This is a genomic window from Pseudomonas sp. LBUM1672 (genome assembly GCF_059695655.1).
This window is the reverse complement of the sequence record NZ_CP166781.1, coordinates 6,195,043-6,207,925: the sequence shown is the minus strand read 5'-3', so window position 1 is coordinate 6,207,925 and position 12,883 is coordinate 6,195,043. Positions and strand designations below refer to the sequence as shown.

The 12,883-nt window shown below is 62.0% G+C and carries 10 protein-coding genes; 3 read left to right on the top strand and 7 right to left on the bottom strand.

What is annotated here, in order from left to right; all coding sequences use genetic code 11:
* The first annotated feature begins 109 nt into the window (after positions 1 to 109).
* Positions 110 to 1,783, top strand: a complete 1,674-nt coding sequence (locus ACA053_RS28460; RefSeq protein ID WP_497314483.1) for a putative bifunctional diguanylate cyclase/phosphodiesterase — start codon at positions 110 to 112, stop codon at positions 1,781 to 1,783.
* A 108-nt stretch (positions 1,784 to 1,891) separates the two neighbouring features.
* On the opposite strand, the gene ACA053_RS28455 is transcribed toward ACA053_RS28460, so the two are convergent.
* Positions 1,892 to 3,286, bottom strand: a complete 1,395-nt coding sequence (locus ACA053_RS28455) for a NorM family multidrug efflux MATE transporter (RefSeq protein ID WP_497394188.1) — start codon at positions 3,284 to 3,286, stop codon at positions 1,892 to 1,894.
* A gap of 158 nt (positions 3,287 to 3,444) precedes the next feature.
* Between ACA053_RS28455 and ACA053_RS28450 the strand changes: the two genes are divergently transcribed.
* Positions 3,445 to 4,365, top strand: a complete 921-nt coding sequence (locus ACA053_RS28450) for a LysR substrate-binding domain-containing protein (RefSeq protein ID WP_497394187.1) — start codon at positions 3,445 to 3,447, stop codon at positions 4,363 to 4,365.
* A 182-nt stretch (positions 4,366 to 4,547) separates the two neighbouring features.
* Positions 4,548 to 6,524, top strand: coding sequence for a methyl-accepting chemotaxis protein (locus tag ACA053_RS28445; protein WP_497394185.1), 1,977 nt, complete (start codon positions 4,548 to 4,550; stop codon positions 6,522 to 6,524).
* A gap of 137 nt (positions 6,525 to 6,661) precedes the next feature.
* Here the strand turns inward: ACA053_RS28445 and ACA053_RS28440 are convergent, their stop codons facing one another.
* The 6 genes from ACA053_RS28440 to ACA053_RS28415 are packed head-to-tail and all read right to left on the bottom strand — an operon-like array spanning position 6,662 to position 12,875.
* On the bottom strand, positions 6,662 to 8,086 hold the full coding sequence (locus ACA053_RS28440; protein WP_497394184.1) for a vWA domain-containing protein: 1,425 nt from the start codon (positions 8,084 to 8,086) through the stop codon (positions 6,662 to 6,664).
* Positions 8,087 to 8,143: 57 nt separating this feature from the next.
* Positions 8,144 to 8,650 (bottom strand): hypothetical protein, encoded by a 507-nt coding sequence (locus tag ACA053_RS28435; protein ID WP_497314475.1) that lies wholly within the window; start codon positions 8,648 to 8,650, stop codon positions 8,144 to 8,146.
* A 4-nt stretch (positions 8,651 to 8,654) separates the two neighbouring features.
* Complete coding sequence (locus ACA053_RS28430) at positions 8,655 to 9,386, bottom strand: OmpA family protein (RefSeq protein WP_109635892.1); 732 nt, start codon at positions 9,384 to 9,386, stop codon at positions 8,655 to 8,657.
* A 46-nt stretch (positions 9,387 to 9,432) separates the two neighbouring features.
* Positions 9,433 to 10,977, bottom strand: a complete 1,545-nt coding sequence (locus ACA053_RS28425) for an SUMF1/EgtB/PvdO family nonheme iron enzyme (protein WP_162556263.1) — start codon at positions 10,975 to 10,977, stop codon at positions 9,433 to 9,435.
* Entirely contained in the window at positions 10,967 to 12,190 is a 1,224-nt protein-coding gene (locus tag ACA053_RS28420; RefSeq protein WP_109635890.1) for an ABC transporter permease, read from the bottom strand. Before ACA053_RS28420 ends, ACA053_RS28425 begins: the two co-directional genes overlap by 11 nt.
* Positions 12,174 to 12,875, bottom strand: a complete 702-nt coding sequence (locus ACA053_RS28415; protein WP_109635888.1) for an ABC transporter ATP-binding protein — start codon at positions 12,873 to 12,875, stop codon at positions 12,174 to 12,176. Before ACA053_RS28415 ends, ACA053_RS28420 begins: the two co-directional genes overlap by 17 nt.
* Positions 12,876 to 12,883: the final 8 nt, after the last annotated feature.

The following is a 12,883-nucleotide window of genomic DNA, read 5'->3' as shown; positions in this document are numbered from 1 at the left end:
AGACACAAAGCCACGTTTGATAACTGATGTCATTTGGTCATTTGGTCATTGGTTGATGGCGCGGCATAATGCCTGCCGCCTACATCTTTGCAGAGTCTAGGGAGCTAGCTTGTCTACGCCTGTCGAACCCTTGCGTTTGCTGCTACTGGCTGAAGAGCCGGCGTGGACAGCGTTGTTGCGCGAGTGTCTGGCTCCGATGGGGAGCTCGGCCGTGCTCATCAGCGCGCCGAGCTGGGAGTCGGTCAGCAGTCTGTTCGATGACAACCGCAATGCGGTGTTGTTGACGATTCCTGCGCTTCAGCCGCTTCCTGGCCGTTGCAGCTTGCCGACGGTGTTATTGCTGGAGCACGAGCCACTGGCGCCGCCCGATGGCGTAAGCGACTGGCTGGTGCGCGATCATCTCGATCCCGGCATGTTGCGCCGCTGCCTGCGCCATGTGCGCGAACGCGGCTTGCTGGAAAACACCCTGCAGCGCCTGGCCGAGCAGGACCCGCTGACCGGCATCGCCAATCGCCAGGGTTTCCAGACCTTGCTCGCCGCGCGCCTGGCGGAAAACGACGGCCGCGGCCTGGCCCTCGGTCACCTTGATCTCGACAACTTCCGACACGCCAACGATGCCCTCGGCCACCAGGCCGGCGACCGCTTGATCCTGCAAGTGGTCGCGCGCCTGAAAAGCCAGCTTGAGGCCGGCGATCAGCTGGCGCGGCTGGGCAGCGACGAATTCGCCCTGCTGATCGACACCCGCCGCGCGCCTCAACGCGCCGAATGGATGGCCGAACGCATCACTGAAGCCCTGGCCGAGCCTTACTGGGTCGACGGCGAAAGCCTGTTGATCGGTTCCAGCCTCGGTATCGCCCACGCCCGGGCCCAGGCCGGCGCCGACCCGCTGATGTGGCACGCACACATCGCCATGCAGCAGGCCAAGAGCACTCAGGGCTGCACCTTTCATATCTTCAACGAACGCATCAACCGCAATGCCCGCAGCATGGCCGACCTCGAAAGCGAGCTGCGCCGGGCCTTGCGCCGTGACGAGCTGGAGTTGCATTACCAGCCACGCCTGAACCTGGAGGACGGCCAGATCGTCGGCCTCGAAGCCCTGGTGCGCTGGCGACATGCCGAGCGCGGTTTGCTGGCGCCCAGCGAGTTCGTGCCGCTGGCCGAGCAAAGCGGTCTGATTGTGCCGCTCGGTTACTGGGTGATTTCCCGGGCCCTGCGGGACATGCAGGCGCTGCGCGAGCGCGGTTTGCCGGCGCTGCACATGGCGATCAACCTGTCGTTCCGGCAATTTCAGGACAGCCAATTGCTGTCGACCCTGAGCCGGCTGATCGCCGAACGCGGCGTCGAGGCGCAATGGCTGGAGTTCGAACTGACCGAAACCGCCGTCATGCGCCGCAGCGACCTGGTGAAGCAGACCATGGATGCCCTCGGGCGCCTGGGCGTGCGCTTCTCACTGGATGACTTCGGCACCGGGTTCTCGTCCTTCGTGCACCTCAACAGCCTGCCGATTGCCTTGCTGAAGGTCGACAAGAGCTTTGTCGGCGGCATGGAAGAGCGCGAAGAGAACCGCAAACTGGTCCACGCGATGATCAACCTGGCGCACAATCTCAATCTTGAAGTGGTGGCAGAAGGTGTGGAAACGGCGGAGCAATTGGATTTGTTGCGCGGGTTTGGCTGCGATCAGGTGCAGGGGTATCTGATCAGCAAGCCGCTGCCGTTGGCGGAGTTGATTGAGTATCTGACGTTCGGCAGCAGCCAGCAGCCCGCCCTGGAAGTGGTGAGCTAACCACAGCCCCTGTAGGAGCGAGGCTTGCCCGCGAAGGCGGCGTGTCAGTCGACATTGTTGGTAACTGATGCGCCGCCTTCGCGGGCAAGCCTCGCTCCTACAGGGATATCACTCTGTCTGGGCGACGTCGAAACGCTGCGACGCCGGCTCCCGCCGAATCATCCGCTTCATCTTCCATTCAAACGCCAGCGTCAAGCTCACCGCCGCGCACGCCAATCCCAGTGCCAACCCCCACCAGACGCCTGTCGGCCCCCCGTTCAAGTTGAACGCCATCCACCACGCCGCTGGCGCACCGATCAGCCAATAGCAACCCAGCCCGACCAGGAACGTGGTCTTGGCGTCCTTGAGCCCGCGAATGCAGCCCATGGCGATGGTTTGCGTGCCGTCGAACAGCTCGAACCACGCCGCCACCGCCAGCAAGCTTACAGCCAGGTTGATAACGTCCCGGAATGCCGGGTCGTTATGGTCGAGGAACAAACCGATCAACTGATTCGGCAGGAACCAGAAGACCATCGCAAAGCCCAGCATCGCCGCCGCGCCGAAGGCGATCCCGACCCGTCCGGCCAGCCGCGCATCCAGCAACTGCCCGGCGCCGTAATGCTGGCCGATGCGCATGGTGATCGCGTAGGAAATGCCCGCCGGGATCATGAACGCCACTGAAACAATCTGCAGGGCGATCTGGTGCGCCGCCAGTTGCGTACTGCCCATGGTGCCCATGCACAGTGCGGCGAACGCAAACAAGCCGACTTCCACCGCGTAGGTGCCGCCGATGGGCAGCCCGAGGCGCCACAGTTCCTTCAGATACTGACGGTTCGGCCGCGACAGACCCTGGCGCAACGGATAAGCGTCGTAGGCCGGATGCCGACGGATGTGCAGCGCCAGCGCCACGGCCATCAGGTTGGCGACAATCGCCGTGACCAGCCCGATGCCCACCAGGCCCATTTTCGGCAGCCCGAACATCCCGGTGATCAACGCATAGTTGAGCAGGAAGTTGGCCACGGTGCCGCCGAGGCTGATGACCATGACTGGCGTCGCCCGGCCGATGGCGCTGGTGAAACCGCGCAGGGCCATGAAGCTCAGGTAGCCGGGCAGGGCGAACGGCAGGATCAGCAGAAACTGCCCGGCCGCCTGGACGTTGGTTTCGGTCTGGCCAAACAGCAGTAGCACCGGTTTGAGGTTCCACAGCAGCAGGCCGGCCACCAGCGCCATTAACCACGCCAGCCACAATCCGGCCTGGGTCAGTCGCGCGGCGCCGACGATATCGCCTGCGCCCTGACGGATCGCCACCAGGGTGCCGACCGCCGCGATCACGCCGATGCAGAAGATCGACACGAACGAATACGTCGCCGCGCCCAGGCCACCACCGGCCAGCGCCTCCGGACTCAGGCGCGCCATCATCAAGGTGTCGGTGAGGACCATCAGCATGTGCGCCAACTGCGAGGCAATCAACGGCCCCGCCAGCCGCAGGATGGCCCAGAGTTCGGTACGTGCTGGATGCTGCATGGTCATCACGCCTCGATTTCAGTGTAAACAGAAGAGAGCCGATTCTCGGCGCTCTGCGGGCTTTTCACAAAGGGATAAAAAGGATGGGTAGCATGAGTCAAACTCATGCTGACAAGTTTCTGCTAACGTGGCGTGACCGCGCTATAGGAGCTTTGCGAATGTCCCGTCGTCTTCCTCCCTTGTATGCCCTGCGCGCATTCGAAGCGGCGGCGCGGCATAGCTCGTTTACCCGCGCCGCTGAAGAATTGTCGATCACCCAGAGCGCGGTCAGTCGACACATTCGTACGCTCGAAGAGCATTTTGCCTGCCGACTGTTCCACCGCAGCGGGCGCAACCTGCAACTGACCGAGTCAGCGCGGCTGATCCTGCCCGGCATTCGTGAAGGTTTTACCGCGCTCGAACGCGCCTGCAATACCTTGCGCGCCGAAGACGACATCCTGCGCATGAAAGCCCCGTCGACGTTGACCATGCGCTGGCTGTTGGCGCGCCTCAGCCGCTTCCGGCACTTGCAACCGGGCAACGAAGTGCAATTGACCAGCGCCTGGATGGACATCGATACCGTGGACTTCAACCACGAACCCTTCGACTGCGCCGTCATCCTCAGCAACGGCCATTTCCCGCCGGATTGGGAAGCGACGCTGTTGTTTCCAGAGGAGCTGATTCCAGTGGGCGCGCCAAATCTGCTGAAGGATCAGCCGTGGGATGTGGCGCGTCTGGCGAGCACCGAACTGCTGCACCCGACGCCGGACCGCCGTGACTGGCGAACATGGCTGGCGCGCATGGGGCTGGCCGATCAGGTATCGCTCAAGGGTGGCCAGGTGTTCGACACGCTGGAGCTGGGCATGATTGCCGCTGCCCGGGGCTACGGCGTGTCCATGGGCGATTTGCTGATGGTGGCGGAGGATGTCGCTCAGGGTCGCCTGAGTTTGCCGTGGCCGACGGCTGTCGCCAGCGGAGAGAATTATTACCTCGTCTGGCCGAAAACCCGCCCGGGAGGTGAACGTTTGCGCCGCCTCAGCGATTTCCTTCAAGGCGAGGTCCGGACCATGGATTTACCGGATGTCGAGCGCTTGAGCTGAATCGTTAGAGCCTCTGCAATAGAGGCCTTGCGCCATATCCCCGCTAATTACTCAAGTATTCAGGTTTGCCGCCGAAAATCTGCAGGTGGAACCTTCGTGCAGGTTCGTCGCAATTCCCATTTGAATTTTTGCCGAGTGCGCATCGTGATCAGGATGATCCGGTCACTCGGCCAGGAGCTGTCATGTCTCAACCTCGTGCCCGGATCGCCTCACAGCTTGGTCTTGCGCTTGCCGTGATACTGGCGATTGTCATCACTGGCAGTACCGTGTTCGCCCTGCGTTCGCTGGACTCCGCCAACCTCGCCACCCGCGAAGAACACCTGGCCAGTGAAGCCCGGTTGCTGGCCGATCAGTTGAGTACCTTTCACGGCACGTTGCGTGAAAGCACCCAACGTCTGGCCGGCCTGTTCGAGAAGCGCTTCAGCGCAGGCCTGAGCGTGCATCCGGACGAGCCGGTGGCCGTGGCCGGCACCCAGACCCCGGGCCTGCACCTGGGCAGCGAAGTGTTGAACAACAACTTCAAGGAAGTGGACGAGTTCAAGCAAATGACCGCGGGCGTTGCGACGGTGTTTGTGCGCAGCGGTGAAGACTTCGTCCGGGTCAGTACTTCCCTGACCAAGCAGGATGGCAACCGTGCCATCGGCACCTTGCTGGATCACGCTCACCCGGCCTATGCGCGCTTGATGGCGGGGCAGAGTTATGTCGGCCGCGCCTTGCTGTTCGATCGCTCCTACATGACGCAGTACACGCCTGTACGCGACAGCAGCGGCAAGGTGATTGCCGTGCTGTTCGTAGGATTCGATTACACCGACGCGCAGAACGCGCAGTTCGAGAATCTCAAACGCTTCCGCATCGGCCAGACCGGCTCGCTGGCGCTGCTCGATGAGCAACGTAAATGGCTGGTGCCGATCGCCGGCGTGCAAGCGCTGGATCAAGCGGTCCCGGCCATCGTCGATCTGGCGAAAAACCCAGGCAAGGGTGACTTCTGGAGCGACAAGTCCGAAGACTTCTACAGCGTGGCCGTGCCGTTCGAAGGTGGCCCGTGGTCGGTGGTGGCGAGCATGCCCAAAGCCGAAATCAACGCCGTGACCTGGAGTGTCGGCATTCAGTTGGCAATCGGCAGCCTGCTGGCGATGCTGATTGCGGTCGGCTCGGCAGTCTGGCTGTTGCGCAGCAAACTTGCGCCGCTGGGTGATCTGGTGCGTCAGGCAGAAGCCTTGGGCGCCGGTGATTTGAGCGTGCGCCTGAGCGTATCGAGCAATGACGAAATCGGTCAGCTGGCTCGTGCCTTCAACCAGATGAGCCAGGCTTTGTCGACCATGGTCGAGCACATCCGCAAGGCCTCGGGCGAGGTCAACAGCCGCGCCCAGGCGTTGTCTGGTCTGTCCGGTGGTGCCTATGAAGGGATGGAGCAGCAGTCGGGCGAAATCACCAGCATGGCCGGTGCCGTGGAAGAGTTCAGCGCGACCTCCCTGAACATTGCCGACAACATGGGCAACACCCAGCGTCTGGCCCAGGAAAACGCACAGCAAACGCAGATCGGTCGTACGTCGATGGACGAAGCGTCCTCGTCTCTGGAACAAATCGCTGGTGCGCTGAACAGCACCGCGACAGTAATCAACACCCTCGGTCAGCGCTCCCAGGAAATCGGCGGCATCGTCGGGGTGATTACCTCGATCGCCGAACAAACCAACCTGCTGGCGCTGAACGCGGCCATCGAAGCGGCCCGTGCCGGTGAGCAGGGTCGTGGTTTTGCGGTGGTGGCCGACGAGGTGCGTAACCTGGCTTCGCGTACGCGTCAGGCTACTGATGAAATTTCCGGGATGATTCAAAGCATCCAGCAAGAAACCGGCAACGCCATCAGCACGATGGAGCAGGGCAATGTGCTGATGCAGGAAGGCTTGTCACGCAACGCCAACGTGGCCTCGGCCCTGGCGCGGATCGATGAGCAGAGCCGCTCGGCCGGGCAGCAATTCGCGGCGATCACAACCGCGACTCAGGAGCAGAGCAGCACCGCGACCTTGCTCAGCAGCAACCTGCAGAGCATTGCCCTGGCGAACAGTGAGCAGCGCGAAGTGGTGTCGAACCTGGCCGTGACTGCCAAAGAACTGGAGAAGCTGGCGGCGGACTTGCGCCAAGAGGTTGACCGGTTTCGGTGAGTCGTCGCTGAAATAGCTTTCGCGGGCAAGCCCGCTCCCACAGGATTTGTGTCGTTCACAAGAAACTGGAACGACATATAACCTGTGGGAGCGGGCTTGCCCGCGATTGGGGTCACCTCAATGTTCAGATCAGACGATCAATCGCACTTGGCATTGCTAGACACTTCCTTGCTCGCCAGTTTCAACTGTTTGCCCAGCTCCGCCGCATTGGTGCTGCTGTAAACCCGACCTCCGGTGTTTTCCGCGATGCAGCGTGACGGGCCACCGGCGCCGATTTTGACCACGTTGACCCGCAGGCGCGGTTGGTCCCTGGCGATTTGGCGGGAGACCGCGCACACGTCTTTCTGGCAACCGTCCTCACCGTCGACAAACATCACGATCACGGCATCGTTATTGCGCCCGTCCACGGTGCTTGCCGCGTGGGCCAGGCTGTCGGCCAGCGGTGTGCCGTCGTTGGGCACCAGTCCTCGAATCCCGTTGATCAGCCGCTGGCGGTCGCCAAACTTGAATACGCCCTGGTCCGGTGTGCTTTCGCAGCCGGCGAAGGTGATGAGGCGCGTGTCGATTTTCGGGTCCAGCCCGTTGATCATGCCGGCCAGCGAATCCTTGGCGACGTCCATGCGGCTGGGCTTGGCGAAAATCTGCGTGGTGCGGTTCACATCCAGGTATTTGTTGAGCTCATTGCCGAAGAACCAGTCCTCGTCAGCTTTGACGGACTTGATGTTCAAATCCATCGAGCCCGAGGTGTCGAGCACCACGACGAATTGCGGGATCTCCGCGTTTGGCGCTTTTTTGCGGCAGGCGAAGTTGTCCAACGTCGGCGCCGGTGGCGGTGGCGGTGGCGGTGCGGCCACAACCGGTTTTGGCGGTGGGACTGGCTTGGGTTCCGGTACCGGTACCGGTTCTGGAACGGGTTCCGGTTCGGGTTCTGGAACCGGCTCGGGTTCCACGACAGGCTCGGGAACAGGCTCGACCGGTTTCTCGACCGGTGTCACCACGGGCGCTACAGGCGGGACCACAACGACGGGTTCGCGGTGCATAAACCACCAATAAGCCCAGAGCGCCAGAAGCAGCAACAGCAGCGCCAGCAAGGCCGCCGCGATCCACCAGCCACGGCGCGACGGCGGTACGACCGGCGCCACCGGAACCACCGGCGGCACGATCGGTTTCGGCGGACGCTGGTTCCAGCGCACCACCAGTGGCTCGCCGTTGAGGCTGTAGAGTTTGTCCAGCTCGGGGGTGCCGAGCAGGCTGCGCAGGTCATCCGCTACCGTGGGCTGTCCGCGTTTTTGCAGTTCGTCCGCCAGTTGTCCCAGGGACGTCTGACGCACTTCATAGGTTTCCAGCAAACGTCGTTGCGCGTCCTCGTTGAGGTCGGCATAGGGTGTGGGTTGGCCACCCAGTTCGGTCCACCATTCCAGCACGTCGCCGCTGCCCATCCGCGGGATGGCGAAGAGGCTGGCGACGGTCGGCGGAAAGTGTTTCTGGATGAGGGCGACTTTGGCTTGCAGCGCACTCATCCCCTCCGGTGTGGCTTGCGCATCCCTGATAACCCGCTGCATGACGACGATTCCTGAAAAGGGTGCGGGCCTCCATCGGGAGGCCTGCGGGGTGAAAAGTTACTCTTCGTAACCGAGGCTGAATTGCAGCTGATTCACTTTCTTCTGCAAGGCCTTCAGTTGTTCCTGCTTGGCGGCCAGCGTCGCTGGAGACGCCTTGGTCGCGGGCGCCGTTTGCGAAGCCTTGAGCTGCTGCTCAAGCCCGGCAATCTGCTTCTGTATCTGGCCTTTATTGCCATGCCGAGCCTTGAGCGAAGACAGCAACTGACCCAGCGACTGGTTCAGCGCCGCCTGGGATTTCTGCTGGCTGGCCAGGTCGGTCTTGGTGCTGAGCTGCTGGGCCTGAATGTTCTCGTACACCTGGCGGAACATCGCGTTTTCCTGACGGGACGCGGTCAGGGCCAGTTCCTTCTGCTTGACCTGATCGCTGTAACCACCAGAGTAGTCGCAGTTCATCTTGGTCAGCATGCTGCTGTCGCGATTGGTCGCATCGCATTCCCCGGGCTTGGTCGCGCAACCGCTCAAGGCCAGGACGGCGGTGAGGACCGCCAGCTGTCGTAGAGTCATGTGCTTAGCCCAGGGTGATCGCGGAACGCTGGTTGTACAGACCGTCGACTTCCTTTTGCAGGGCGGCGACTTTCTGGTTCATTTTCATAATGCTCACGTCCACCTGCTTGATCTCGGCACCGGCGCCTTGTGCACGCTCGGCATCCGCCACTTTGGTGTATTCGGTGACCTTGTTGCGCATGTTGCCGAGGTCTTTACGCAGGCGTGCGATGTTCTGGTCAATCTCGGCGATCTGCGCCTGGGCCTTGGTCTTGTCGACTTTCTTGTTGGCGATGTCCTTTTTGATCTGGGCGATTTGCGCCTGATCATCATTGATCACTTGCTGAGCGGTTGCGGTACGGGCGATCACGTTCTGGGTGTCTTGCTCGACGTCGCTGTTCATCTTCGCCAGGCGGGTGGTGGTGTCGGAGTATTCGCTGCGACGCTGATCCAGGTAGTAGTTCGCGCCCATGGCCACGCCACACGCGGTAATACCGGCGGCAATAGCGCAGACCGCTTTGTTGCTGCTGTTGGACAGTGCGCAACTGAGGATGCCGACGCCGGCGCCGACCGCACAGGCCTGGTAACCGGATTTGCTGAAGAACTCTGCGTCATTGCTTTGGGTCAGGCGCGGGTCGGCACCCTCGCTGCCACCGAGCATCGAGCTGCCGGTGTTGGCGCAACCGGTCAGCAACAGGCTGCCAGTGAGGACGAAAGCAATCTGAAGCTTGAAGCGAGTCCAAAGGCTGCGCGACATGGTGAAACTCCTTGGTGACGGTGTTGGCGTGTTGTTATTGAGAGAGTTATTGAGTGACGGTTTTGCAGCTGGTCAGCCAGGCGTCAGTGTCGATCTTCTGCTTTTGCAGGAAGGTCTTCTGATTGGCCCAGTGGGTGCGCAAATAGGGTTTGAGTTCTTGCAGCTGTTTGTTGCGGGTGATGATTTCTTCCATCACCGGCACCTGTGCTTCCAGCAGCGGCTGGCCGTACAAGGTCGCCGATTCCACCAGGCTGCTGGCGTAGTAACGGCTGAGTTTGTGCAAGCGATCCTTCTGCTCGTCGAGCTTGCCTTTGCGCATGTCGCAGCTGGCGTCTTTGTCCGCGGATTCGCAGTTGAGCTTGTAGTTCTTTTGCAGGAAGTCCACGTACTGGCCGTCGTCGAGCATCTTGGTGCACAGGAACGCACCGAGGTTAAGGCTGGCGCGGATCGCCTGGTCGCGGGTTTCTTCCTGCTGCTGGTTGCTGGCGCGCAATTGGTTTTCCAACGCCTGAAGCTTTTCCTTGAGCGCCTTGTCTTCCACGCCCGAGGCCAGGGTGTTTAGCGACTGAACGGTGCCTTTGTCGGCCGACTCGGTTTCCTTGCTGCCAGTGCCGAGTTTCTTCCAGCTGCTTTCAATGCTGGCGACACGTTCGCGCGACGTCAGGGTCGGCGACACCAGGACCAGTCGCATACCGGTGGTTTTGTTTTTCACCTGGCCTTCGGCGTTGTAGTACGGCTCTTCCTTGCGCAACCCGGTGCGCAGGTCGGCCTGAGCGGTCAGGTAATTGCCGCCACGCACCACGTAGCCACCGGCCTGACCGTGCTGGCGGTCGAGTTTGTTCAGGCGGAACGGCTCGAACATCATCTCGTCGACGTTGCCGAGCATGTCGTGCAAGCCCAGCGGATTGGGTTTTTGCAGGCCGGACAATTGCAGTTTGCCGTTGGACGATTGCGCCCCGGCGAACCATTCGTAAGCGTTGATGCCCTCGGCCATCGGGTAGCGCGTGTCACGGAACTCCGCCGCGCCGACTTCCAGGCCACCGCGCGCCGCGAACTCCCACTCGACTTCTGTCGGCAGGCGCAGGAAGCCCAGCGCGCCGTCTTCTTTCGGCAGCTTGGCCGCTGCGTTTTTGCGCAGCCACAGGTTGTACTTGTCGGCCGCTTCAACGGCTTGCACCCAGCTTACCGACACTTGCGGCAGGCGCATTTTGGTGGCGGCGGTGGGGCAGGTTTCGTCGGTCAGTGCAGCGTACTGCAGCTGACTCATCTCGTACTTGGCCATCAGGTAGTAGCGGGATTTGTCGTTCTTCGCGCCGGTGAAACTGCCTGCGATGAAGGTCGGTCGAGTCTGTTCCACATAGCCGTATTCCGCGCCGTCCTGACCGATGTTGATCGGGTAGTCGTCAAGCGGCCCGGCGACCGGAATGAACACCTTGCGAAACACCATCGAACCTTCGCACGGCATTGGCAGCACGACGTCGCTGGCCTCGGGCATCGGGTTGTAATACTTCTCTTCCCAGCCCGCCGCCGAGGCGTCGAGCAGATAGCCGAGGCTCAGGGGCAACAGCAAGCCCAAACGTTTATAGCTCACGCAGACTCTCCGCAGGTTGGATGTTGATCGCTCGCACGGCGCCGATCACGGCCACCAGTGCAGCGACCAGAAAGGTCAGGAGCAGGGCGGCGAGGCCGTGCCAGAGTGTGATGTGGCAAACGAAGGTGCCGGTGGCCTGGCTACTGCCGAGCAGGTAGTCGAACAAATGACTGCCGACGGCATAAAAAACCAATCCGCCGAGGTAACCGGCGAGGCTCAGCACCAGCGCTTGCAGGACCACGAAACCGCCGACTGCCGTGCGTTTGAAACCCAGCAAACGCAGGACCGCGAGGCTTTTGCGCTTGCGGTCGATGTTGGCCAGGAACGCGCCGACCATCGACGCCACACAACCGATCAACGCCGCCAGGGCAATCACCCCGAAGATCAGCCCCAGCACATGGTTGATGGCTTTGACGTTGTCGATGTCGGCCAGTCGGCTTGAGGTTTCGATGTGTTGTTCGTTGAGCCAGCGTTCCAGCGGTGCGACCTGATCGATGTCGCGGGCGTAGAGGCGGGCGCGGGCGTACAGCGGTTGCAGATCGCCCAGAGGCTTGCCGGTTCCGATGCCGAATGCGCTGACCTGATAGCCATCGCGAAAGCGCTCCAGGTCCAGCAGCAACGGTGGGGCGACAAACCCGGCCGCGCGACCGAACCGCGCACCGTCGAGCACTTCCAGCACCGTCAACGTCATCTCACCGCGTTCATTCACACCTTCCAGGCGACGCAACACGCGCATTTGCACACGGTCGCCGACCTTGGCCTGCAAACGTTGCGCGGCGCGGGCGCTGAGGATCACTTGGTTGCCGGTGGGATTGAGTTGCGGCAGGTTCAGTTGCGGGTCGCCGGGTTCGGTGGCGATGATTTCCGCGCCTTCGACAAACCGTTGCATGCCGATCAGCAAGTCCGCCTGGGTGTTGAGCGAGCGGGTCTGGCCCAAGGCAAAGCCGGTTTCGGGCCGTTGGCGCACACGTTCTATCCAGGCGCTGTCGTAATTGCCGTTGCTGAGCATCTTCACTTCAAGGTTGCGCGGGTCACGCAGCAGTTCGTCCTGCAACTGGCTCACCACCCCGTGCTTGAGGCCGAACAGCAGCAACAGCGGCGCGATCACCGCCACCAACGAGGCGGCGATGCACAACGACACCTTGCGGTCGTGCCAGAGGTCTTGCAGGGCCAGCGAGCCCAGCAGGCGCAGTCGGTCAGTCCATCGGTTCAAACAGTGTCTCTCCCTGACGGCTGATAGCGCCGAGTCGCGGCAAGCCGAAATCCTTCAGCAAGGCCCAGTCATGGGAGACCACCAGGGCACTCAGGCCCATGCTCGACACCAGACTCAGCAGCAATTCGAACAAACGCCGGGCGCTGTGCGGATCGAGTGCGGCGGTGGGCTCGTCGGCCAACAGCAGCAGCGGTTCATGGGCAATCGCCCTCACGCAGGCAACGCGCTGGCGTTCACCGATCGACAGCGCCTGCGGTTGTTTATCCAGCAATCCTTGCAGGCGCAACACCTCGACTGCGTGATCAACGTGCGCGCTCTTGACCGGCATACCGAGCAAGCGGCGGGGCAGGCTGATGTTGTCGCGCACGCTCAGGAACGGCAGCAAGCCGCCGCTTTGCAAAATGAACCCCAAGTGCCGCGAACGCACCGCCGCCAAAGCCGGTTGGTCATCGGTAGCCAGCAATTGCGCGATGTCCTGATCCTGCGCCGCGCCCAGCCGAAAGCGCTCGAGCTCCACCGGCGCCAGCAACAGGCCGATGGCTTCGAGCAACGTGCTTTTGCCACTGCCGCTCTCACCGGTGATGGCGAGGATTTCCCCGGCACCGACTTGCAAGCGCGGCAGGCGCACATGGTGGGCCAGCGCGCCGTCACCACGGCGCACCAGCAGGTTCTTGATATCGAGCATCGGCGTCT